General features: G+C 61.7%; 26 protein-coding genes and 1 pseudogene. 21 read left to right on the top strand and 6 right to left on the bottom strand.

The annotated features are described in order from the left end of the window. Positions 1-321: 321 nt before the first annotated feature. Positions 322-1,839, top strand: coding sequence for a hypothetical protein (locus K410_RS39830; protein WP_196236071.1), 1,518 nt, complete (start codon positions 322-324; stop codon positions 1,837-1,839). Positions 1,840-1,987: 148 nt separating this feature from the next. Here the strand turns inward: K410_RS39830 and K410_RS0126645 are convergent, their stop codons facing one another. The 3 genes from K410_RS0126645 to K410_RS37300 all read right to left on the bottom strand — a co-directional run bounded on the left by K410_RS0126645 (position 1,988) and on the right by K410_RS37300 (position 4,384). Further along, entirely contained in the window at positions 1,988-3,520 is a 1,533-nt protein-coding gene (locus tag K410_RS0126645; RefSeq protein ID WP_028137699.1) for an FAD-dependent monooxygenase, read from the bottom strand. A 236-nt stretch (positions 3,521-3,756) separates the two neighbouring features. Beyond that, entirely contained in the window at positions 3,757-4,101 is a 345-nt protein-coding gene (locus K410_RS0126640) for a response regulator (RefSeq protein ID WP_028137698.1), read from the bottom strand. 58 nt (positions 4,102-4,159) lie between these two features. Further along, positions 4,160-4,384 (bottom strand): hypothetical protein, encoded by a 225-nt coding sequence (locus tag K410_RS37300; protein WP_049820323.1) that lies wholly within the window; start codon positions 4,382-4,384, stop codon positions 4,160-4,162. A 93-nt stretch (positions 4,385-4,477) separates the two neighbouring features. On the opposite strand from K410_RS37300, the gene K410_RS0126630 reads away from it, so the two are divergent. The 3 genes from K410_RS0126630 (at position 4,478) to K410_RS0126620 (ending at position 5,797) form a co-directional block, all read left to right on the top strand. After that, positions 4,478-4,840, top strand: a complete 363-nt coding sequence (locus tag K410_RS0126630) for a hypothetical protein (RefSeq protein WP_028137697.1) — start codon at positions 4,478-4,480, stop codon at positions 4,838-4,840. Continuing rightward, complete coding sequence (locus K410_RS0126625; protein WP_028137696.1) at positions 4,837-5,166, top strand: hypothetical protein; 330 nt, start codon at positions 4,837-4,839, stop codon at positions 5,164-5,166. The genes K410_RS0126630 and K410_RS0126625 overlap by 4 nt, the downstream gene beginning before the upstream one ends. 250 nt (positions 5,167-5,416) lie before the next feature. After that, positions 5,417-5,797: a hypothetical protein gene (locus tag K410_RS0126620; protein ID WP_028137695.1), complete on the top strand. Its 381-nt coding sequence runs from the start codon at positions 5,417-5,419 to the stop codon at positions 5,795-5,797. A gap of 86 nt (positions 5,798-5,883) precedes the next feature. Here K410_RS0126620 and K410_RS0126615 read toward each other — a convergent pair whose 3' ends face one another. Beyond that, positions 5,884-6,363, bottom strand: coding sequence for a hypothetical protein (locus tag K410_RS0126615; RefSeq protein WP_155253706.1), 480 nt, complete (start codon positions 6,361-6,363; stop codon positions 5,884-5,886). 140 nt (positions 6,364-6,503) lie between these two features. On the opposite strand from K410_RS0126615, the gene K410_RS38705 reads away from it, so the two are divergent. Further along, entirely contained in the window at positions 6,504-7,316 is an 813-nt protein-coding gene (locus tag K410_RS38705) for a M23 family metallopeptidase (RefSeq protein ID WP_080672253.1), read from the top strand. Positions 7,317-7,348: 32 nt separating this feature from the next. Here the strand turns inward: K410_RS38705 and K410_RS0126605 are convergent, their stop codons facing one another. After that, a complete protein-coding gene (locus tag K410_RS0126605) occupies positions 7,349-8,326 on the bottom strand; it encodes a hypothetical protein (protein WP_196236070.1) in 978 nt (325 codons plus the stop codon). Between the two features lie 143 nt (positions 8,327-8,469). Between K410_RS0126605 and K410_RS38700 the strand changes: the two genes are divergently transcribed. The 9 genes and pseudogenes from K410_RS38700 to K410_RS0126565 all read left to right on the top strand — a co-directional run bounded on the left by K410_RS38700 (position 8,470) and on the right by K410_RS0126565 (position 13,946). After that, positions 8,470-9,288 carry a M23 family metallopeptidase gene (locus K410_RS38700; protein WP_196236069.1) on the top strand — a complete coding sequence of 273 codons (819 nt, stop codon included), beginning with the start codon at positions 8,470-8,472 and terminating at the stop codon, positions 9,286-9,288. Between the two features lie 18 nt (positions 9,289-9,306). Beyond that, positions 9,307-9,618 (top strand): annotated as a pseudogene (locus K410_RS40560) (phage terminase large subunit); the annotation flags it as partial. A 300-nt stretch (positions 9,619-9,918) separates the two neighbouring features. Then, entirely contained in the window at positions 9,919-10,560 is a 642-nt protein-coding gene (locus K410_RS0126590; protein WP_028137690.1) for a hypothetical protein, read from the top strand. A gap of 12 nt (positions 10,561-10,572) precedes the next feature. Then, positions 10,573-11,031, top strand: coding sequence for a hypothetical protein (locus tag K410_RS0126585; RefSeq protein ID WP_028137689.1), 459 nt, complete (start codon positions 10,573-10,575; stop codon positions 11,029-11,031). Positions 11,032-11,514: 483 nt separating this feature from the next. Next, positions 11,515-11,910, top strand: coding sequence for a hypothetical protein (locus K410_RS0126580; RefSeq protein WP_028137688.1), 396 nt, complete (start codon positions 11,515-11,517; stop codon positions 11,908-11,910). Positions 11,911-11,948: 38 nt separating this feature from the next. Then, the gene (locus K410_RS0126575; RefSeq protein WP_028137687.1) at positions 11,949-12,215 is read left to right on the top strand and encodes a hypothetical protein; all 267 of its coding nucleotides are present in this window, start codon (positions 11,949-11,951) and stop codon (positions 12,213-12,215) included. Between the two features lie 50 nt (positions 12,216-12,265). Continuing rightward, positions 12,266-12,700, top strand: a complete 435-nt coding sequence (locus K410_RS0126570; RefSeq protein WP_245269536.1) for a hypothetical protein — start codon at positions 12,266-12,268, stop codon at positions 12,698-12,700. Further along, positions 12,666-12,887, top strand: coding sequence for a hypothetical protein (locus tag K410_RS38690; RefSeq protein ID WP_080672250.1), 222 nt, complete (start codon positions 12,666-12,668; stop codon positions 12,885-12,887). The genes K410_RS0126570 and K410_RS38690 overlap by 35 nt, the downstream gene beginning before the upstream one ends. 72 nt (positions 12,888-12,959) lie before the next feature. Then, positions 12,960-13,946, top strand: coding sequence for a phage tail protein (locus tag K410_RS0126565; RefSeq protein WP_028137685.1), 987 nt, complete (start codon positions 12,960-12,962; stop codon positions 13,944-13,946). Here K410_RS0126565 and K410_RS0126560 read toward each other — a convergent pair. Beyond that, positions 13,939-14,667 (bottom strand): FkbM family methyltransferase, encoded by a 729-nt coding sequence (locus K410_RS0126560; protein WP_028137684.1) that lies wholly within the window; start codon positions 14,665-14,667, stop codon positions 13,939-13,941. The genes K410_RS0126565 and K410_RS0126560 overlap by 8 nt on opposite strands. 57 nt (positions 14,668-14,724) lie before the next feature. Here K410_RS0126560 and K410_RS0126555 point away from each other — a divergent pair, with 57 nt between their 5' ends. The 7 genes from K410_RS0126555 (at position 14,725) to K410_RS0126525 (ending at position 19,652) form a co-directional block, all read left to right on the top strand. Further along, positions 14,725-15,399 carry a hypothetical protein gene (locus K410_RS0126555; RefSeq protein ID WP_049820322.1) on the top strand — a complete coding sequence of 225 codons (675 nt, stop codon included), beginning with the start codon at positions 14,725-14,727 and terminating at the stop codon, positions 15,397-15,399. Continuing rightward, positions 15,396-15,626 carry a hypothetical protein gene (locus K410_RS0126550; protein WP_028137682.1) on the top strand — a complete coding sequence of 77 codons (231 nt, stop codon included), beginning with the start codon at positions 15,396-15,398 and terminating at the stop codon, positions 15,624-15,626. Before K410_RS0126555 ends, K410_RS0126550 begins: the two co-directional genes overlap by 4 nt. A 1-nt stretch (position 15,627) precedes the next feature. Continuing rightward, a complete protein-coding gene (locus K410_RS39825; RefSeq protein ID WP_028137681.1) occupies positions 15,628-16,011 on the top strand; it encodes a hypothetical protein in 384 nt (127 codons plus the stop codon). Beyond that, on the top strand, positions 16,008-16,307 hold the full coding sequence (locus K410_RS0126540; protein ID WP_028137680.1) for a hypothetical protein: 300 nt from the start codon (positions 16,008-16,010) through the stop codon (positions 16,305-16,307). Before K410_RS39825 ends, K410_RS0126540 begins: the two co-directional genes overlap by 4 nt. 64 nt (positions 16,308-16,371) lie before the next feature. Beyond that, positions 16,372-16,800, top strand: a complete 429-nt coding sequence (locus tag K410_RS0126535) for a GNAT family N-acetyltransferase (RefSeq protein ID WP_028137679.1) — start codon at positions 16,372-16,374, stop codon at positions 16,798-16,800. Positions 16,801-17,042: 242 nt separating this feature from the next. Next, entirely contained in the window at positions 17,043-18,308 is a 1,266-nt protein-coding gene (locus tag K410_RS0126530) for a CaiB/BaiF CoA transferase family protein (RefSeq protein WP_028137678.1), read from the top strand. 114 nt (positions 18,309-18,422) lie between these two features. Next, on the top strand, positions 18,423-19,652 hold the full coding sequence (locus tag K410_RS0126525; protein WP_028137677.1) for an acyl-CoA dehydrogenase family protein: 1,230 nt from the start codon (positions 18,423-18,425) through the stop codon (positions 19,650-19,652). Positions 19,653-19,658 lie beyond the last annotated feature (6 nt).

The raw sequence follows: 19,658 nt of genomic DNA, 5'->3' as shown, positions 1-19,658 counted from the left end.
CTGGGGCTTCCGGACCCGTGACCAATTCAGCGCGCCATAAGGTTCGACTGCGGTCGGTCTGATTGATCATCATACGTCTGCTCCAAACTCCTTCGGAATATCCAAGCCTTGTTGACGAACGCGCGGGCCTTCCCGCGGCGGCCGCGCTTGCGCGCTTCATCCGTTCATTTCGCCAGCTCCCATACTTGATGAGATCCCTTTGTGAGGGTGCATGTCGATTTTTTTCGATCATCACATTATTCCCAAGTCCCTTCGAGGCCACAGCGCGTTTCGAGGTATCGACAAGAAGACGTTCTCGACGCGCCCGCAAACCGTGTCTACTTGCCCGCTGATCAGCAGCTCGCGGCAAGGTTGAACGTGTCGCCTCATCCCGGCGGGCATCTTGACCCGTACGAGCAGCTCGTTTGTCAAAAGCTCAAGAAGATCGGAGAGATTGAGAGTCCAGACGAGCGACTAGCGAAGATCAAAACTCTCATCGATGCTATGCGCGTCGGCTTCCTGAACGGCCATCTCTATACGAATGTGCCTATCGGTAAAACACGAGAGGAAGTTGTCGAACAGCTTAGCAAGGTTTTGGCGGACCCTGAGGCTTACAGCAGTCAATATCCGGATCAATTGAGGTTCATCAGAGATGTCGAGCGAAGGGGAGCGGACGCCGGTCAGGAGCATCTGATCAAATGGTTGCTCTACCTGGATCATCCGGAGCGGCGGAAAATAATAGATGAGGCAATTGCTCGCAATCCCGATGCCAACGTGACGGCTGGCAATCGCGATCTGCGCGGAACGGATTGGTCCAAGTTCGAAGCGTCCGACCCTTCCTCGGATATTCTTCACACACCGGGTATCGCGCCAGCGAAGCCGGGCGACTTCCCGCCGCTGCCGGGCTACAATTCACCCTCGATTGCAGGTCTAGATCAACAGGAGGGGTTCGCGCGAAGTGATCCCCGCTTCACACGCGCGCTGCCTCCGTTTCCTCAGCTGGATCCCGATGAACAACGGATCGGTCAATTGCCTCCGACAACCGCCGCTCCATCAGATCCGCTCGTGCTCCAATCCGATCCGCACTCCGGAGTGACGTATCAATACTACGACAATCCGTTGGCTGGAGGCACGTCTCCGGAGCGCAGTGTTCTCCCTTGGTTGGCCGGAGGTGCCGCCGTCTTAGCGGCTCCCTTCGTTCCCAGTTGGCTGCTTGCCCTAGGGAGCGCTTTGGCGCTTTCGCGCGTTGTCAACGCCCAGGAAAGCACCCGGGGCGCGACGACAGGCACCGCCGCTCCTAGCGGAGGAGTGTTGTCGACAGGGGCCTCGCCGTTCATCGGCACTGGATTGAACGTCGACGACACGGCTGGGAACGCCGGCTCTTCGGCCTCATCGAGCCTCGGGCGACAGTTGGGCGGAGCTTCCTCGATCGATCCAGAGACCCACGCTAGCAATTTTGCGGATCGCTTTGGCAATTGGGCCAGCACGCCAGACGGCTCCGTGCCCGCCGAGAACGTGGATAACGTGCCGGACACTCCTGCACGCGGAACAGTGGCGCCCGAAAACGTTCGGCGCCTCACGCGGACCAACGCGTCCAATGCCGGCAGCGTGTTCACGTCCGGGAGTGCGCCGGTCCCTCATCTGCCTTCCACGGAATTCAGCGAGCGGTTCGGCAACTGGACAGTGCCGATCGCTGGCGGCGGGCGACCGCAGCCCAGCAGGCCGGTCGGTCTATTTGCCGACGAGCCGAGCTATCTCGTTCCACCTCCGATCTTCGGCGTGGACAATCCAGGCAATCCTCGTACCGACGCCGAGGAGTGGTTCTCGCGCTGGATACGGCCGTTGCTCCCACCGCGGTGAGGACCGTACGGGGCGGTCGACGCCGATCAGATCGATCGTTTGACACGTCGGGCAAAACACCGGCAGAATAGCATCATCGGAAGAGTTCGGATCGAGCCCGCGGCATGCCGCGGGCCTTCTTTATTTCGAGCAGCTGCCACGTTGTGCTCTACGCGCCACCCGGTCCAAACCACCTCGTCAACGCCTCCGCAAGCCCGCGCTGGCTCCCGTCTCCCACCCAGGCCACATGCCCGTCGGGCCGAACCAGCACGGCGCCCGGCGCGGCAACCCGTCCGACCACCGGAAGCTCCCAGGCGTTATCGGTGGCGGCGTCGACGACATCGATCCGATTTGTCCAGGGCGCCGGGTCGATGCCGCCTTCCTCGCCGAAATTCAGCAGCACGCCGCGCGCGCGATGCAGCAGCGTGAACAGTCGCAGCTTCCTCCCCGCAATGCTCAGCTCGAGATCGGGCATGCGCCGGCCGAGCAGCGCGTGGCCTTCGCCGAGATCGTAGGCGATGTCGAGCCCGCTCATCATCGCGCCGAAGCGCCGGCGCGGCTCGTCCATGGCGAGCAGCTCGGCGATCGCCTCGCGCGCGGCCTTGCGGCCGTCGTCGCCGCGGCGGAGCAGGGCGATCTGCGCCCTCGTGTTCTTCAACACGCGCGCGGCCACCGGATGGCGCTCGGCGTGGTAGCTGTCGAGCAGGCTGTCCGGCGCAAGGCCCTTGACCACCTGCGCCAGCTTCCAGCCGAGATTGACCGCGTCCTGCACACCCAAATTGAGGCCCTGTCCGCCGACGGAATGATGGATATGGGCGGCATCGCCGGCGAGCAGCACGCGGTCCTTGCGATAGCAGGCGGCCTGCCGCGCCGCATCGGTGAAGCGGGAGATCCAGGCGGGGCTGTGCACTCCGAAGTCGGTGCCGTAGACGGCGATGAGGGCCTCGCTGAGATCGCGCAAGGCCGGCTGGCCGGTCGCCGCGAGCGTTGCTTCCGTCACCACGACCAGCACGCGGCCGCTCTCGGTCCTGCTGAGGCCGTGAAAGCCGAGCGCATCGTGACGCAGGCCGAACGCCGGCGCCTCGCGCATCTCGACCTCGGCCATGAGGTTGACAAGCGTCGGCGAGGTGCCGGGGAAATCGATGCCGGCCGCCTTGCGCACCAGGCTGCGGCCGCCGTCGCAGCCGACCACATATTTTGTGCGCAGGCGCGCGCCGCCGGACAGCGTCACGGCGATGCCGGTCTCGTCTTCCGCAAAGCCGGTGACCTCGCGCTCACGATAGAAGGGGACGCCGAGCTCCGTGGCCCAATCGGCCAGGATGCGCTCGATGCGGGTCTGCCGCAGCTTGAGCCCGTAAGGATGCCGCGTGGGCAGATCGCTGATGTCGAGCGGGGTCCAGGCAAAGCCTGTGAGCTGGAGGATCTCGCCTTCGCGCAGGAAGCGGTCCGCGACGCCGCGCTGATCGAGCACCTCGATGGTGCGGGCGTGCAGGCCGCCGGCGCGCGTCTCGACGATCGCCTGGTCGGGGCGTCGCTCGACCACGGCGACGTCGACATCGGCAAGCGCGAGCTCGGCGGCCAGCATCAGCCCGGTCGGGCCGCCGCCGGCGATCACGACGGCATGCTCTCTCGGCGTTGCCATTGCAGCGTCGGCGCGCTGGGCGCTGCGGCGTGAACGGGACGTCGGAAGCAGGACAGGCATGTTGACCCCCTCGATGGTCTGGTTGGGTCGGGGGTTCTACGGCAGGATCGGGGACTTGAAGCAAGCCCGTCGCGCACCACATATTGAGCTGGGAGGAGGGGCTTTCGCTTCCGCACCCGCCGCGTTGACACGTCGGGCAAAACACCGGCATAGTGGCATCATCGAAAAAATTGAGTTCAGCCCGCGCGGACGCCATCCGCTGCGGGTTTTTCATTGGCCTCTTTTATTGGCTGTGGTCAGTGAATGCCTGCGGTTCGCTGCAAGACGTCGGCGAGCTCCTCGAACGAGAACGGCTTCCGGATCATCGGCAGGCCGCCGCGCCGGGGCTCGCGCCCCGACAATTGCAGCATCTTCAGCTCGGGGCGGAGGCGCCGCGCCAGCTCGGCCAGTTCATGACCGTCCATGCCCGGCATGTTGATGTCGGTGATGAGGACCGAAATGTCGCGGTTCTCCCCGAGCCGCTCGAGTGCATCCGCGCCGCTCCTGGCGCTGATCACCTCGCAGCCGAGATCCTCGAGCATGGCCACGATGGTCTCGAGGACGGGGGGATCGTCGTCAACAACCAGGACAGTGTGACTCATCAACGTTCCCTCCAACCAGGACGTCAACGCGCCTCTCGCCGCGTAAGTTCCGGCGCACCTAATCGTCCTTCGACAAATCGCCTGGCCTCGCCGGAAGTTCGATCGTGCCGCCTTCGCCGCGCGCGAGGTCGCGGCCGCCGTCGGCGCCCTCGCCGGGCTGTTCGATGACGGCATGGTCCGGGCCGCGGTCCTTGTCGTTGCGCGGCTTGGCTTCGCTGCGCGGCTTGGCGTCGCCGCGCGGCTTGGCGTCGCTGCGCGGCTTGCGATCTGTCGTGGGTGTCATAACGGTCCTCCGACCGATCAACTTCGGCGCGGCGCATTGGTTCGTTTGACACGTCGGGCAAAACACCGGCAGAATGACATCATCGAGACGAGTATGATCGACCCGCGCGGACATCATCCGCCGCGGGTTTTTTCGTCTCGGTTGCAGAATCGGACGGTGGCCGCGCATCCGGCCACGCACTCGACAAACCTGGAGCGCCGATCGGCGCGCCGCCGTCCGAACCATTGCTGGCCGTGCACGCGCGAACGTGCCGGCCTGCGGCGCTGGGGCCGATGGCCCGCGCCGCTGCGGTCTCCGGAAGACACGGAGATAGGGTTCGCGCCCGAAACGATCGCGCTTCGCCTGGCCGATCTGCCGCGCATTTTCTTCGCATGGAGGATGATGATGACCGCTTATCTGATTTCGCTCGCGCTCGCGGGCCTCGTCGCAATCGCGCTGTGGGAGATGGCGTCGTGAGCGAAGACATCGAGATCGCAGGCGAGCCTTCACCGCCGCCGGCGGTGAAGGCAAAGTCCAGGGCGCGCACGCCGACCGAGATCCGCTTGCTCGCGCGTGGCCACACCAAAGCCGCCCTGAAGGTGCTGGTCGGCCTCATGCGCAACGACGAGGCGACGCCGGCGGTGCGCCTCTCCGCGGCCAACGCCATCCTCGATCGCGGCTGGGGCAAGTCGGCTCAGCCGATCGAGAGCGGCGAAGAGGGCTTGGAAACGGTCCACCGGGTCGAGCGCATCATCGTGCGGCCCGAGGACGCCGTGGAGGGCGATGCCGACCCCAAGGCCTGAGATGCCGGATATCTCGATCCGGTGTTCGTCTCGATTCGTTTGTGGCGGGGTGGAGAATGCGGGCGAGGGGGGAGCGAGGGAGCCTCATCAGAGGCGGGGATGGCGTCTTTCGTCAAATTCTGCACAATCCCGACCTTGAATCGTCGAAATCCTTCATGATTCAAGTCCGACTTTGCGAAGGGGCATCCGATATCGGCGAACCGCGGTCACTGCGGACGTAGCCGTCCCCGAAGGTTGGTGGAGGCGAGTGATGGACACTGAGCAGCTCGTGGACGCGATGCCTGCGATCAATGATATCTCGACGGTCGCCTCTATCGTATGCGTGCTTCCAACATACTTTATTCGTCTTCAGCCTGCGGCTTATAGGCTCGTCCTGTCCCTGGGCATCATTTCCGGTCTTTCGACGTTGGCGGTCGCTGTGGCAACGATCGTTTGGCCGGCTCCGCATCAGTTTGATCGGTTGGCTATATTCTCTCCGGTCGTCTATTTTTCGCCGCTCGTCGTTATCCTCATCGCGGTACTTGCAAACATCGCGCTTGTATCCCGCGTTGGCGTTTGGAGCACGGTGGTTCTGGCTTGCCTCGTCCTCGATTGGGCCGGGATCTTTGCGCTTTTCTTTGCTCTTTCTTAAATCCCCGCGTGCCGAGGCGTCTAGGTCCGGAGTGTCAGCTGAAGTGATCGCGGGGGCTTTGGCTCAAGAGCTATGACATGACCACGTCAGGTCCGTTTCTTGGAATCGGTATAGATCTGTTGCATCGCGTCTGGACAATAGGCCATGGGGCCTCCGGGGCGCCTGAATTTGCCGTCTTGGGTCTCGCGCACAAAGATCGTCCTCTCGTCGATCTTCTTCAGGAGAAAGACCTCTTTGTAGGAACGTTCTCCTCTCTCGGCAGAATGGCAGACGACATCGAGCTTGATGCTGCCGGGAGCGGTATCCGATAGTTTGGTGATCTTGCAGCCCTCTTCGCCACCCGAGATGAAGTTGGAGCTCCAATCGATCTGTGCGTCGCCATACTCTCCGCATCTCGCATCGAAGCTGGGGCCCGGCTCTGCATAGGTGCCGTCCTTTGGCCGCCATTTGCCGGAGGTGCTCTTGGGGCCCTCCTGCGCGTGGAGAGACAGGCCGACGCATGGCAATAAAACCACGGCAAGCGTCGACGCCATAGTGACGCGATTCATACGGTTCAATTTCAACAATTCAATCCTCCAGAGATTTGGTCCTGATCTGTATCTGGGCGCCAATCTCAGAATAGTGGACCAACCACAGGTTGGGCAAGTGGCCGTGCGTTCTTACGCAACCTGGTCAAGCACAATCGTTCGATCACGAGGAGATCTGCATGTCCTGGGAAGACGCACTGCGACGAATGTTGCCGCCGGCAGACGGTTTTCAACCGCACACCACCAGCCCATACGGTGTGCTCCGGAACGTCGGCACATCGCCACATCGTGGCGTGGATGCGAACTATAACGTCGGGCCAAACGGACAGCAGAGGGTCAATCTGAGACATCCCGCCTTGCGGTCTCCAGTCGATGGCATCGTGACGAATGCCGGCGAAGGATCCGCAGGTCGAATAGCGATCAGGGACGCCGACGGCATCTCACACGAACTGCTGCACACGCACAGGCAATACGTCAGTATCGGTGATCGCGTTGTCGCTGGGCAGATGGTCGGTACGATGGGCAACATGGGAGTGCGCGCGAAATACGTGGAGAGTGGTGATCATCATCTTCATTATCAATTGATCGATGCCGCCGGGCGGCGTCTGAACCCTCAGGAATATTGGGATCAACGCGAACTGCCGGCCCCGAGCCCCCCCGTTTACGTTCCGGAGCATCAACGATATCTTCAAGATGCGGCTCTCGTCCCCGGGACGCGCCCCGAAGATGTGCGGATTCTGAGGCGGATGTCCGCAGGAAAGTCGGATCGATCCGTCTTCAATTCGAGCGATGGCGCGCCGGTGCCTTTTGTCTCTCCCGATGAGTCGTTTCCGCTCTCGCCACAAAGCGACTTGGAGGGACGATTCGGATCGTGGCCGGCGCCTGCCGGCGGCGTCCTTGCTGGTGTCTATCAAGCTCCGCAAAGTCCATCCGACACACCAAACAACGAAGACTGGTCCGCGATGTGGCGCAGGCGCACCGGCCTGCCCTAGGGCCAGCGCGGTTTTTCGTTCGATGCCTTCGGCTAATTCTTGGTCTGCTTGCTGGTCCGGCGTTGCACGGCGTAGGCACGCTGCACCTGGTCGCTGCAATAGGACAGCTTTCGGCCATCGCCGGTAAAGTGTCCGTCCTTGATGATCCAGAGGATGACGGTCTTGTCGTCGATCTTCTTGAACATCAGGTTCTTGCGGTCCTGAATGGTGTCCGGGTCCTGCACGCCGACGGCGTCAGGGCCTGGAGGGGATTGCAACGTGCAGTCGGAGTCGATCCTGACCGTGTCGGGAAGCTGAACCTGCGTATTCCTGATCTGGCAGATATTCGAGGCCGTCGTGATCGACTTTCCGGAGAACGTAACGACCGTGTCGTTGAACTTCGCACAGCGCTCCTCAAAGTCGGGGCCGGCCGCTGCATAAACACCGTCCCGCGGGTGAGCGCCTTTCAGAGCTTGCTCCAGTTCGGCCTTCCGTTTTGCTTCCACCTTGGCCCTCAGCGTGGCTTCGGCAATCGCGCGCTGGGTCTTTAGAGGGCAATAAGCCGCACGCCAGGGAGGGTCCTTGAGCTTTCCGTTCAAACTCTTCTGAACGGAGATCGTCGCGTCATCGATCCGCTTGACGAACATGACTTCGTTGAATTGCCTGGTCTCCCAGTTGGGATCGCGCGGGTTGAGGTTCTGCGCCAGATTGTAGTCGCTGCAGATCATTCCCACTTTCAGCGAGCCCGGGGCGAGATCGACAATTCTCTTGACTTTGCAACCCCATTCAGAGCCGCTGACCGACTTCTCGCCGAGATCGATCGTCATGTCATTGCCTTCGTCGCAGTTCGACTCGAAATTCTTGCCAGGTTCCGCATAGGCACCGGCCTTAGGACGCCATTTGTCCGCAGCCATCGCGGGCCCTTCTTGGGCAACAACTGACAGATCAGCTGCCAACATCAGAAGAACGACGACCGCCATGAACGACGCGCCACGTCTTATCTCATCAAGCCTCACGAATTGCTCCTGCATTGAGGGTGGGCGTCCAGCCGCTCGCGATGTGTTGCGTCTTCGTGCGCAGAATAGTGGAACACCCAGAAGTTGAGCAAGGGGCTCTATCGTCGGGTACCGCGCTCTCGGCTCAGGAATGGTGCTTGGAAATATTGGAGAGTGGAATGTCTTGGCAGGAAGCCTTGCGGCGAATGTTACCCCCAATTGCGGGTTTCGAACCTCATACAACTAGTCCATACGATGCGATACGGGACCGTGGTACCTCACCACATCGGGGCGTAGACGGAAATTACAACGTCGGCCCCAATGGGCAGCGGGGAATCAATCTGAAGCATCCTGCGTTGCGTTCTCCGGTAGACGGTATCGTGACAAACGCTGGCGAAGGCACCGCCGGCAGAATCGCGATCAGGGACGCCAATGGTTTTTCGCATGAGCTTCTGCACACGCACCGGAGATTCGTGAGTGTGGGCGATCCAGTCGTGGCAGGGCAGTTGATCGGAACGATGGGCAATACAGGAGTGAGGGAGCCGTATGTCGAAAGTGGCGATCATCATCTTCACTATCAATTGAAGGACTCTGCCGGCCGACGGCTCAAGCCACAAGCGTTTTGGGAGCAGCAAGGCCCAATAGATCCAAACCCGGCACCGCCCGCCTATGTCGACGAGTATCGCGAATATTTGCGCGATGCACGGGGCGTTCCTGCAACCTCTCGGAAAGACGTGAGAATTCTGACGAGAATGCCTGCAGCAACCCCAAACCGATCCGCGTTCGACACAAAGCCGCCAGAGGTCCTGAACGTCGGCCCCGCTTCCACGCTCCCACCAGCTGCGCAGAACCAGTTCGGCGGGCTCTTCGGGCTCTGGCCGCCATTCTCTGAAAACGCGACCTCTCCTGACCTGGGCCAAACCCGGCAAGGACAATCTGACCCCCCCGACCACGAAGACTGGTCCGCGATGTGGCGCAGGCGCACCGGCCTGCCCTAGGGCGAGCGAGCGTAGCCATTGTCGATCCTGAAAATTCCGACGGCCAAGATCTTCGAGCCGCTGCTGAAGCCTGCGCGCTACAAGGGCGTTTACGGGGGGCGCGGCTCGGGCAAATCGCATTTCTTCGGCGAGCTCCTGGTCGAGACCTGCCAGGCCGAGCGGGGCACGCTCGCGGTCTGCATCCGCGAGGCGCAGCGTTCGCTGGCGCAATCCTCCAAGCGTCTGATCGAGGGCAAGATCGCGAGCCTGCGGCTCGGCCACGGTTTCAGGCTGTTCAGCGACAAGATCGAAACACCAGGGGACGGGCTCATCATCTTCCGCGGACTGCAGTACGACGCCGGAAAATATCGCTTGATGATGAAGGCGAAGGATGCTGTGACGGCTAAGCCGATGCCGCCAGTGCAAAGGCCGGGCATGGCGTCAAGCCGGGGCGAACGTGATCAACACGATCTCCGAGCGCTGAACGCGCGGCTTTCCAGCACGGGCGATCTCAAGGACGCGGTTGCGCTTTATCGCGCGAAGACGGCCGCTCGACCATGAGGCGTGTACCGGCGCGCCTTCGCGTATCATAATATCGAACCAACCTTGGTCGTTTCGGTATAGAGGCTCTGCTTACTGGATAGGGTGCCAATGCTGTTCAGACTTGTTTTGTCCCTCGTGATTGTCGCGACAGGCCTTCTTTTCTCGCTCGAGGCCGCCTTTGCCGGTGACTACATCGTTTCGTATGCCTTCGACGGTACGACGAGGGCGGACGTTGCCGCTGGCGCGACGAGCGGGCTCAACGAAGTCGGGAGCACGAAGGAATGTCAGTACGACAGGCGTTGCAGGATCGAGCTGACAAAATCGGATCTGGCGATATCGCTCTACGTCGAGCGTCGAGGGGCCCATGAAGTGATGGTCTTCGCCGATGGCGGCCGCAGCCTCAGCGACAATTGTTGCTATTTTTGGGGTGGCGATCGCCTGGTTACCAGGAAGCTTGCCGAGCCATTGCTTCGCCTTTGGATCTACGAAGGGCAATCTCGCAAGAGAAATGAATACGTTGAGAATCGTCCCTTAGGGCTTCTGTATCTGCAGTTCTCGGACTTCAAATTGGTTCGCGCCCGGGCGCGCGGCAATCTGCCGTTGGCCGTATGTTACCGCGATCTAGATGTGGTCGCTGAGCACGATCGGTTCGCCTTCACAGGAGTCCACAATGGCTGGGATGAGCGACAATATCTGGCTCCACCGGACACCGCGACGACTCTCGCAGAGACGGATCGTCAGCGCGCCTAACGGGAGGACGAGATGAATTTATCGACGGTCCAGTGGCTATCGATCGTCCTGCTCGATGTCTTAATCAAGTTCGTGCTTGTGACGGCGGTGGGCCTCTTGGTGACCTACGGGCTCATATCCATCGCGATGCTCGTCATGGCGGCGATTTCTCTATCGATGCTGCATTTCGTCTGTCTTTTCGTGGGCGCAACTCTCGTCGTGATGCCGGAGCTGTTTGGCGTCAGATTTTCGCCGAGGCTGAGGTTCACGCTCGGCGTGGCGCTCGCCAACATATTGTTCGTAGGGGTTCTCGTTGTGATGATGTGGCCCGGTCCGCACGACATTCCGCGAACCGCAGATGGCCCCATCTCGGTGGCTCTTGTCCTGGCCGCAACCAATCTCGTTGCATTCTTCGCGGTTGCGGCCGCAAGCCGCCTGTTCAGGTGGATCAAGCCGGGGTCAGGCGCTGGCGAATCCCCGCCAGGCGTCTGAGCCGGTTTGCTGCTCCCACCTTGATTCCTGAGCTTGGGATCTTCAGCTTCACGGATCAGGTTGCGCTTTTCGATGTTCATTGGCTGGGTGTCGCTCTGCGATCGGCATGAGGGCGAGCCCCGCATCCGCGCCGCTGCAAACCTTCAGGCCGCTGCGCCGCTTACGCGGCGCTCGACCTACTTAATCGATCCTCCACATCTTTAACCATCGAGACTCGCACACCTCGAGAGGCCGTGCGCTCAATTGTCATTGCAGGCAAGCGGAGTATTTCGCGTGGACCCCACGATGCAATCCCCAATCAAACTTGGAATCCCCTTTTCAGGCGGCAGACAGATCACAGTTCCGAGCGGGCCGCACCATTATCGAAGGGAGCAGTGGGTCGGAAATACCAGGCAGGGCAACACCCCCCAATCAGCGTTCGAATCGCTCAAGAGACACGCGATACCCTTTCAAGGTGGCCAAATCAGCAGCAACGGAGCGGTCATGAATGTCCCGGGTTTGGGGCAGATTCGCCAGCATGTGGATGACGATCGATGGACGATCGTGAATGCCACGATGCCTGGGCATGTCCTCCATCCGGGTAACGTCTTCCGGTCGATCATCCAGAGAGGCGACGATCTCTATGTGGTGACCGAAGGGTACGGGACAGGAGCTCTTCCCCGCCCGAACGAGAGGGGAGAATTCATCTGGTCCTGGCCGGATCACATGATGCGACGGGAGCTCAATCCATATCCGGCCTCCGGGTATGCGATGGATGAGATGAACGCGTCGGCCGCAACCGGGGTCCCGATGGACACAATGTCCGGCTCCACGCCGACGCCGCAATCGGTCGAGAGACCGGAGCATCGCATTCCGCCGCCGATCTTCTTGCCGTACTGACCGGCCAATCGAAGTGAAACGTCCGAGGGAGCATATTCATGACTGAAGACGACAGGAATTTCATCGAACGCGCCGAATCCATTACCGGAAATCTTTACGGCGAGCCGATGTCGCCGGATCGCATCGCGGAGAACTTCGCGCTCTATGGACTGAAGAAGCGCGTGGCCGCGCTCGAGCGATTCGACGCTGAACTAGGCGGCGAGATCGATTCCAGCCCGCACAGCTTGCGAAAGCGCGTTCAGCTGGTCGATCTGCGCCGGCGCATGGGCAATCTCCATGAGGCGCTGCGCAAGGCCAGGCGATGACCCATCCACTGCTGACGGCGCTTGCGCAGGCGCGCCTCCGCGATGCGCCGATGTTCGTCAAATGGTGCGAGTTGAACGGTGTGTCGGCCTGTCCGGCGTCGCCTGCGTCGGTGGCGTGCTTCGTCACCGACTGCGCCTCGCTCGGCATGAGCCGTCTCTGGCCGGCCGTGCAGGATATTTCGCGGATGCACGTATCGCTCGGCCTCGCCGACCCGACGCTGGGCGGCGCGGCCGCGAGCGCGATCAGCGCGATTGCAGCCATCCCCCCGCCGCGGTCCTGGCCGGGACCGTTCAAGCAACGGTTCGCCGCGCTGCCCTACGACATCCAGCTCCATCTCGCCGCGCACGAAGCCCAGCGCGAACGCGCGCTCCGGCGCGCACAGAACGAGGCCGCGGCCGCCCGCCAGAAACTGGCGGCGTTCGAGACCGAAACCAAGGAGGGAAAGATTGATGGCAACGAAGCCGCAACGCGCGACCAGAATTGAAGACCGCATCGAGGAATTGCGAGCCGAGATCGACGGGATCATCGACGCACGCGTCGCCCGGATCGCAAGCGAAAGTCCGGGCGTCCCCACGGGCGTGATCCGCAACCTGCTGACGGCCCGAGCGCCATCCTGTCGCTGCGCTCAGTACATCGAACTATGCAGCAATGAGCCCACGGCGCCGGACTGACGGCGGGGCAGCGGCGAGTTGCTTGCTACGTATCGGCAGCTCATGAGCGCCTTTTCACACCAAGGATACAGTATGACCCTCTACAAATGGTCTCAAACGGCGTCCGTCGACGCCACTGCGGATTCGACGATCAACTGGGCGGAAGGGCAGTCCCCCGCCAGCGTCAACGACTCGGCGCGCGCGATGATGGCGGCGATTGCGAAATACCGGGATGACATGACTGGCGCGATCGTGACGACCGGCACCAGCACGGCCTATGCGGTCAACAGCTATCAGGTGTTTCAGACCCTCGCGCAATTGAGCGGTCAGGTCATCGCGTTCACGCCGCATGCGACGAATGGCGCGACTGTAACCATCAACGTCGATGGTCTTGGTGCGAAGCCGCTGCGATCGGCGCCTTCGACCGACTTGCCGGCTGGTGTTCTAGTGCAAGGAACGCCTTACGCGGCACTATACAATTCGAGCGATGCGGCGTTCTATCTTCAGGGCTTCTACGGCAATCCGTACAGCGTCCCGATTGGTGGGAGCATCGACTATTGGGGCACAACCGCGCCGAACAGTTCGTTCGTACTAGCCTACGGGCAGGCGATCTCGCGCACGATGTACTCGGGCCTGTTCTCTTTGTTGAGCACGACTTTTGGCGCGGGAGATGGTTCTACCACGTTCAACGTCCCGGATCTTCGCGGGCGCGTCGTCGCTGGCGCTGACGGGATGGGAGGCGTATCGGCCAACCGTCTGACCGATGCCGTTGCTGGCATCGACGCTTTGGGCGATGCGGGCGGTGCGCAATCGCGAACGCTTATCACCGCGAACCTTCCTCCCTATACGCCGGCAGGATCGCTAACGGGATCGCAAAGCTTCGTAAACATTCAGCAGAACAGTACAACTTTCAACCCGCAGGGCGGGGGCTCTGGTACTGCGGCATTCGCTAATAATACGACGATTGCTGTTCTCGGCAGCGGCTTTCCCTTCACTGGGGAGGCGCAGGGCGGCACCAGCACTCCCTTTTCCATCGTGCAGCCGACAATCGTTGCGAACAAGTTGCTGCGAGTTATCTAGCTGAGAAAACAAAGTTTGAGCAATATCCGGCGCTCTTCCAGAACCATTCACCCTCCCTCCGCTGGTGTGTTTCTTCGCGGAATTGAGAGACCGGGAATGTCTTGCCACGGCGGACGAAGGAGCCGTGATATCCGATCTTCTCAAGGCGTCGGAATACATCACTGATGTTGCTCTCTCCGAGGTGCCTTGCTTCGCACTCGAATACCAGCAGCGGCTTGTCTCTGCGGAGAATTCGGTCTGCGCCTCGGAAGACATCCGTTTCGGCACCCTCTACGTCGATCTTGAGGACCGAAACGAAATCGCGCTCGGGGAAGTAGTCGTCCAGTGCCACGGTGGGAACGGTGATCGTGTGTAGCGTAGCGTACGATAGGCCCCCGGCCTTCAGTGAGGCGCCGGGTTGATGCCCGTTCGGGATGAACAATTCTCGTTCGCCGGTTTCAGAAAAGGCGGCGCGTTCTTCGACGATAACATTCTGAAGCTTCAGCGCTGAACACATTCGCGCGAGATACGCCGCCAACTCTGGCTGCGGCTCGAACGCGACCACCTTGCCGGCTTCGCACCAACGAGACAGCCAGAGTAGGAAGCTGCCCTTGTTGGCGCCAACGTCGCACACGACGCCGCCCGGCCTGATGTGGCCGCGAATGGCCGCAAGTTCCGCGCGGTGATCTCGGAAGCGAGACCTCAGCGCACGCCAAATAAACCGGGAAATCTCAGCATCCATCCCGGAGGAATATCACCGCAACCCACGATAGATCAAGGCAACCGAAAGGATCTGCCAATGACCGACTTCAACGCCCTCACGCGGGCGAACCTAACCCGCTGGAAAAATGCCAAGCCGACCCGGAAGAGCCTGAGCGACAAGATCGCTCAGGCTCTGGTTTCCGCCAAGATCCGCTATCAGGCGGTCGAAGCCAAGACCGGCGTTCCGTGGTTCGTGATCGCCGTCATCCATGAACGGGAATCGTCCCAGAATTGGGGCCGGTCGCTGGCCCAGGGCGAGCCCTGGAATAAGGTCTCGGTTCACGTTCCGGCAGGCCGCGGCCCGTTCAGCTCCTGGGAAGAGGCTGCGATCGATGCGCTGCTCAATTGCCACCCTTACCTCGCCAAGCGCAAGGACTGGTCTCTGGCCGGCGTCCTGATCGCGCTCGAGATGTACAACGGTCTTGGCTACGCCAGCAAGGGCGTTCCGAGCCCGTATCTCTGGGCCGGCACCAATCAGTACTCCTCCGGGAAGTACGTCCGGGATGGCGTCTATGACCCCGGCCATGTCGATCAGCAGCTCGGCTGCGTGGCGATGCTGCTCTCGATGATGGCGATCGACCCGACCATCACCTTCACGGGCGCGAAGATCGCGCCGGCCTCGCCGAAACCATCCGCCGCCAATCCTTCCAAGGGTTCTATCGGCGCATTCATCGCCAACATGTTCAACGTCATCTCTAGGAGGAAGCCATGACCACCTGGTGGGACAAGACCAAGGCCTGGTTCAAGGATTCGATGACGATCCTGTGGGCGCGCATTCAGTATCTCGTCGGCATTCTCGCCGCCGGTATGATCGCGGCATTTTCCGGGTACGACTTCACCCAGCTCACGAGCATGGACGCCAAATCGGCATTCAAGATGCTCTGCGCAGTCGCTGCCGCCGGCATCCTTACCGAAATCGCAAGGCGCCGGACGCTCTAAGATGTGGATGACCATCATCTCATTCCTCGGCGGGCCCGTCATCAAGGGGCTGATCGACGCCTACCAGGCCAAGCTGAAGGCCGAGAATGTCGACAGCAAGATTGCCGCCGATCTCGCAGCAGGCGAGATCGCGGCGCAGACGGCCGAGATCAACGCCGTCATGCAATATCGCATTGCCGAAATCGGGCACTGGCACGAGCCGGATAAGCTGATGGGATATTGCGTAGCGCTGTATTTCGCGAAGCTGCTGGTCTGGGACAAAGTCCTCGGTTTGGGCTCCACGGACGCCCTGGCCGGGTTTGCAGCGATCACGGCAAATCTGGTTGTCTCCTTTTACTTCGCCAAGCGCGGCTTCGAGAACGTTGCGAGGATCATCAAGCGGTGAAGATTCAGGACGAAGAGATTCGGGCGATTGTCGCGCAGACACTGGCCGAGCAGCAAAGGGTTCAGCAGGAGAGCGTCGACGCCATCGTGTTGAAATCGGTGGCATCAGTCCTGGCCTCCTTCGGAATCGAAGACGATGACCGGAAAGAGCTTCGGGCCGACTTCCAGCATCTGCGGCGCTGGCGAAAGAGCGTGGAACAGGCGCAGAGCTATACCTTCAAGGCTGTGATCACGGTGGTCGCAACCGGCTTGATGGGGGCGGTGTGGCTCGGCGTCAAGGTCGCGCTGGGCAAGTGAGCCTCGACCACTAAGGCGGCGCAGGTCACGCAGTTGCGACGATCCCTGCCAATAGGGCCATCCCATGTACAGAATTCGGATCGTCGATGCGGACGATGACGAGACCGCCGAGACTCTCGGCGAGTTGCACCGGCTGACATTCTTCGATGGGGCCGCCGTGCCGCAGTTCGAGTCGGGGGCATGGTGGATCGCCTACCACGATGACGACGCAGTCGCCTTCGCCGGCGTCGTGCCGTCGACGCATGCGCGGAACAGCGGATATTTCTGCCGGGTCGGGGTCTTGCGGCGGCACTGGGGACGGGGACTTCAACTCAGGCTGATGCGGGCTATCGAAGTGCGAGCGCGGCGCCTCGGATGGGACAGCATCGTCTCCGATACGACGGACAATCCGGTCTCGGCCAACAATTTTATTAGTGCGGGTTATCGGCTCTACGAGCCCGACGCGCCGTGGGCCTGGTCGCATACGCTCTATTGGCGAAAATGGCTGCGCTGATCGATCGGAGCGGGTTTCCCGTGATGCGGAACGTGACCTTCTCAAACCAGAATGGCTGCGCAACGCGCGTGACCTTCATACACCCGGAAATGTCTAGCGGCCCGGCAGCTTGACGGCTGCCGGGCCGTTTCTGCGTTTCGGGAAAAGCAAGCGAGGTACTTGCGAAGCTGGTGGTGCCGGGCTTTAAGTTTGCTATTGCAGGAAATTCGGCGGCCACAAGCCGATGTAAGGGAGCGCCATCCATGCCCAACAAGCCTCAATTGCCGGAACGGCCGTCGCGGGCGGCGGCAGGGCTGACTGCGCTCGATGGTCTCTTGGTCATCGATTTCACGCGTGTCGTCGCCGGACCAGCCTGCACGCAGACGCTGGCCGATTTTGGCGCGCACGTCATCAAGATCGAGAATCCCGACGGCGGCGACGACACGCGCGCCTATGAGCACGCCGAAATCGGCGGCGAGAGCGCCGCCTATCTCAGCCTGAACCGCAACAAGCGCGGCATTGCGCTCGACCTTTCCGTGCCGGAAGCCCGCGAGATCGCGCTGGATCTGATCCGCAAGGCGGACGTCGTCGTGGAAAATTTCTCGAGCGGGGTCATGAAGAAGTTTGGACTCGACTACGAGTCGGTCGCGCCGCTCAATCCACGGCTGGTCTATTGCTCGATCTCCGCCTACGGCCGCTCCGGACCGTTCGCCTCGCGGCCCGGTTTCGATCCCATCACGCAGGCGGAGAGCGGCTTCATGTCGCTCAACGGGTTTGCCGACGGCCCCGCGGTTCGCACCGGCCCGCCCATCGTGGACATGGCGACGGGGATGTCTGCCTGTAACGCCATCCTGCTGGCGCTGCTCGCGCGCGACAGGCTCGGCCGCGGACAACGTGTCGAAGTCGCACTGTTCGACGTCGCGATGGGAATGACCGGCTTCTACGGTATGGCTTATCTCATCAACGGCGAAAATCCCGGCCGCTTCGGCAATTCGCCCAGCGGGTCGCCAACCGTCGGCGTCTATGAGGCCTCAGATGGGCCACTTTACATGGCCTGCGCCAATGATCGGCTCTATCGCCGGCTCGTGGTCGAGGTCCTGAACCGGCCAGATCTCATCACCGATCCCAAGTTTGCCACGCGCAAGGCCCGTTCCGAGAACAAGGAGCTCTTGCGCGCAGCCATTGCCGAGGTCTTTGCCAGCGATACGCTCGAGAGCTGGATGGCGAAGATGAAGCAGGCCAATATCCCGGTCGGCTATCTCCGGACGGTCGAGGAGGGGTTCAATGCGCCCGAGGCACGCGAGCGCCAGCGCTTGAACCGGATTCGGCACCCGACGGCGGAATGGGTGCCCAACATCGAGCCGCCGATTACCATGAGCCTGACCGGCACAGTCGATCCCGTTGCCGCCCCGCTGTTGGGCGAGCATACCGAGGACGTCATGCGCAATATTCTCGGTTACGACGAGCGTCGGATCACCGAATTTGCCCAGAAGGGAATCTTTGGCGCGAGCAAACCTTCGACGGGCTAGCCCCGCGCGATCGGTCCCCATGGCACTGGGCTCCGGCTTGCGGGCCGGTGCCGGCTGCATGGCTTGATTTGGCGGTGGGGCGGCCGCATAAATGTGTGAAAGCGAGGGACACAAATGGCGCCTGGTCGAAATCCGAGCATGGATCAGCCCGCCGGCCCGGAAGCCGGCGGACGCGCCCACGCAGAAATGATCGCGAAGGCTGGGGCGCTCGTGCCGCGACTACGCGAGCGGGCGGCGCGAACAGAGGAGCTGCGGCATCTCCCGCCGGAAACCGAAAGGGATCTCCACGATGCCGGCCTGTTCCGAATGCTGCAACCGGCACGGATTGGCGGCGCAGAGCTTGACTATGTCGCCCTCGTCGATTGCGCCGAGCTGCTCGGACAAGCGGATGCGTCGGTCGCCTGGAATCTCGCCAATCTGGCGAGCCATCACTGGATGCTCGGCATGTTCGAGCAGAAGGCGCAGGATCTGGTCTGGAACCGTGATCCGGACGTGCTGATCGCATCCTCGTTCATTTTTCCTGCCGGACGCGCCACGCGGGTGCAGGGCGGATACCAGCTTCGCGGCAGCTGGCCGTTCTCCTCCGGCGTTGCCTCGTGTGAATGGAACATGCTGGCAAGCGTCGTGTACTCTGACGACGAGGCGGACGGCATCGAGTATCGCATCTTTCTGCTGCCCAAGGGCGACTACAACGTGCTGGACACCTGGAATGTCGCGGGATTGCGCGGGACGGGGTCTTGCGACGTGGAGGTCAGGGACGCCTTCGTGGCCGACTATATGACCGTCGCTGTCGGCGATCTCGCCGGCGGCCGGACGCCGGGGAGCAGGGTCAACCCGAATCCGCTGTATGCGCTGCCTGTGTTCTCGTTGTTTCCCTACGTCCTCTCGGGTGTTGCGCTTGGGAACGCGCAGGCGTGCCTCGACGATTACGTCGAGGTCGCACGTCACCGCATTTCGACCTACAACCGCGCCAAGCTGAGCGATTTTCAGAGTACCCAGATCAAGATCGCGGAGGCCTCGGCGAAGATCGACGCCGCACGCCTGATCATGCGGTCGGCATGCCTCGAAGCCATGGAGGACGCGCGGCGCGGTCACATCGCCGATATGGCGACCAAGACCCGATATCGGCGCGATGGATCCTTTTCCGTGAACTTGTGCACGGACGCGGTCTCGATGCTGTTTGCCGCGAGCGGGGCGCGCGGCCTGTTCACGAGCGGCGTGTTGCAGCGCCAGTTCCGCGATGCGCACGCGATCAACTCGCATCTCGCGTTCAACTTCGATGCGGCCGGAACCAATTATGGACGTGTGGCGCTAGGGCTGCCGTCCGAAAATCTCACGCTGTGAGGCCGG

The sequence above is a fragment of the Bradyrhizobium sp. 22 genome, from assembly GCF_000482425.1.
GTDB lineage: Bacteria > Pseudomonadota > Alphaproteobacteria > Rhizobiales > Xanthobacteraceae > Bradyrhizobium > Bradyrhizobium japonicum_B.
Note: the sequence above shows the minus strand (reverse complement) of the source record. Positions and strands in the feature narration are given on the sequence as shown.

What these genes read in the sequence shown, in the direction of transcription:
- K410_RS0126645 (WP_028137699.1), bottom strand. Translation starts at nt 3,520, where the DNA reads ATGCCTGTCCTGCTTCCGACGTCCCGTTCACGCCGCAGCGCCCAGCGC.
- K410_RS0126640 (WP_028137698.1), bottom strand. Translation starts at nt 4,101, where the DNA reads ATGAGTCACACTGTCCTGGTTGTTGACGACGATCCCCCCGTCCTCGAG.
- K410_RS37300 (WP_049820323.1), bottom strand. Translation starts at nt 4,384, where the DNA reads ATGACACCCACGACAGATCGCAAGCCGCGCAGCGACGCCAAGCCGCGC.
- K410_RS0126630 (WP_028137697.1), top strand. Translation starts at nt 4,478, where the DNA reads ATGATCGACCCGCGCGGACATCATCCGCCGCGGGTTTTTTCGTCTCGG.
- K410_RS0126620 (WP_028137695.1), top strand. Translation starts at nt 5,417, where the DNA reads ATGGACACTGAGCAGCTCGTGGACGCGATGCCTGCGATCAATGATATC.
- K410_RS38705 (WP_080672253.1), top strand. Translation starts at nt 6,504, where the DNA reads ATGTCCTGGGAAGACGCACTGCGACGAATGTTGCCGCCGGCAGACGGT.
- K410_RS0126605 (WP_196236070.1), bottom strand. Translation starts at nt 8,326, where the DNA reads ATGCAGGAGCAATTCGTGAGGCTTGATGAGATAAGACGTGGCGCGTCG.
- K410_RS38700 (WP_196236069.1), top strand. Translation starts at nt 8,470, where the DNA reads ATGTCTTGGCAGGAAGCCTTGCGGCGAATGTTACCCCCAATTGCGGGT.
- K410_RS0126590 (WP_028137690.1), top strand. Translation starts at nt 9,919, where the DNA reads ATGCTGTTCAGACTTGTTTTGTCCCTCGTGATTGTCGCGACAGGCCTT.
- K410_RS0126585 (WP_028137689.1), top strand. Translation starts at nt 10,573, where the DNA reads ATGAATTTATCGACGGTCCAGTGGCTATCGATCGTCCTGCTCGATGTC.
- K410_RS0126580 (WP_028137688.1), top strand. Translation starts at nt 11,515, where the DNA reads ATGAATGTCCCGGGTTTGGGGCAGATTCGCCAGCATGTGGATGACGAT.
- K410_RS0126575 (WP_028137687.1), top strand. Translation starts at nt 11,949, where the DNA reads ATGACTGAAGACGACAGGAATTTCATCGAACGCGCCGAATCCATTACC.
- K410_RS0126570 (WP_245269536.1), top strand. Translation starts at nt 12,266, where the DNA reads ATGTTCGTCAAATGGTGCGAGTTGAACGGTGTGTCGGCCTGTCCGGCG.
- K410_RS38690 (WP_080672250.1), top strand. Translation starts at nt 12,666, where the DNA reads ATGGCAACGAAGCCGCAACGCGCGACCAGAATTGAAGACCGCATCGAG.
- K410_RS0126565 (WP_028137685.1), top strand. Translation starts at nt 12,960, where the DNA reads ATGACCCTCTACAAATGGTCTCAAACGGCGTCCGTCGACGCCACTGCG.
- K410_RS0126560 (WP_028137684.1), bottom strand. Translation starts at nt 14,667, where the DNA reads ATGGATGCTGAGATTTCCCGGTTTATTTGGCGTGCGCTGAGGTCTCGC.
- K410_RS0126555 (WP_049820322.1), top strand. Translation starts at nt 14,725, where the DNA reads ATGACCGACTTCAACGCCCTCACGCGGGCGAACCTAACCCGCTGGAAA.
- K410_RS0126550 (WP_028137682.1), top strand. Translation starts at nt 15,396, where the DNA reads ATGACCACCTGGTGGGACAAGACCAAGGCCTGGTTCAAGGATTCGATG.
- K410_RS39825 (WP_028137681.1), top strand. Translation starts at nt 15,628, where the DNA reads ATGTGGATGACCATCATCTCATTCCTCGGCGGGCCCGTCATCAAGGGG.
- K410_RS0126535 (WP_028137679.1), top strand. Translation starts at nt 16,372, where the DNA reads ATGTACAGAATTCGGATCGTCGATGCGGACGATGACGAGACCGCCGAG.
- K410_RS0126530 (WP_028137678.1), top strand. Translation starts at nt 17,043, where the DNA reads ATGCCCAACAAGCCTCAATTGCCGGAACGGCCGTCGCGGGCGGCGGCA.
- K410_RS0126525 (WP_028137677.1), top strand. Translation starts at nt 18,423, where the DNA reads ATGGCGCCTGGTCGAAATCCGAGCATGGATCAGCCCGCCGGCCCGGAA.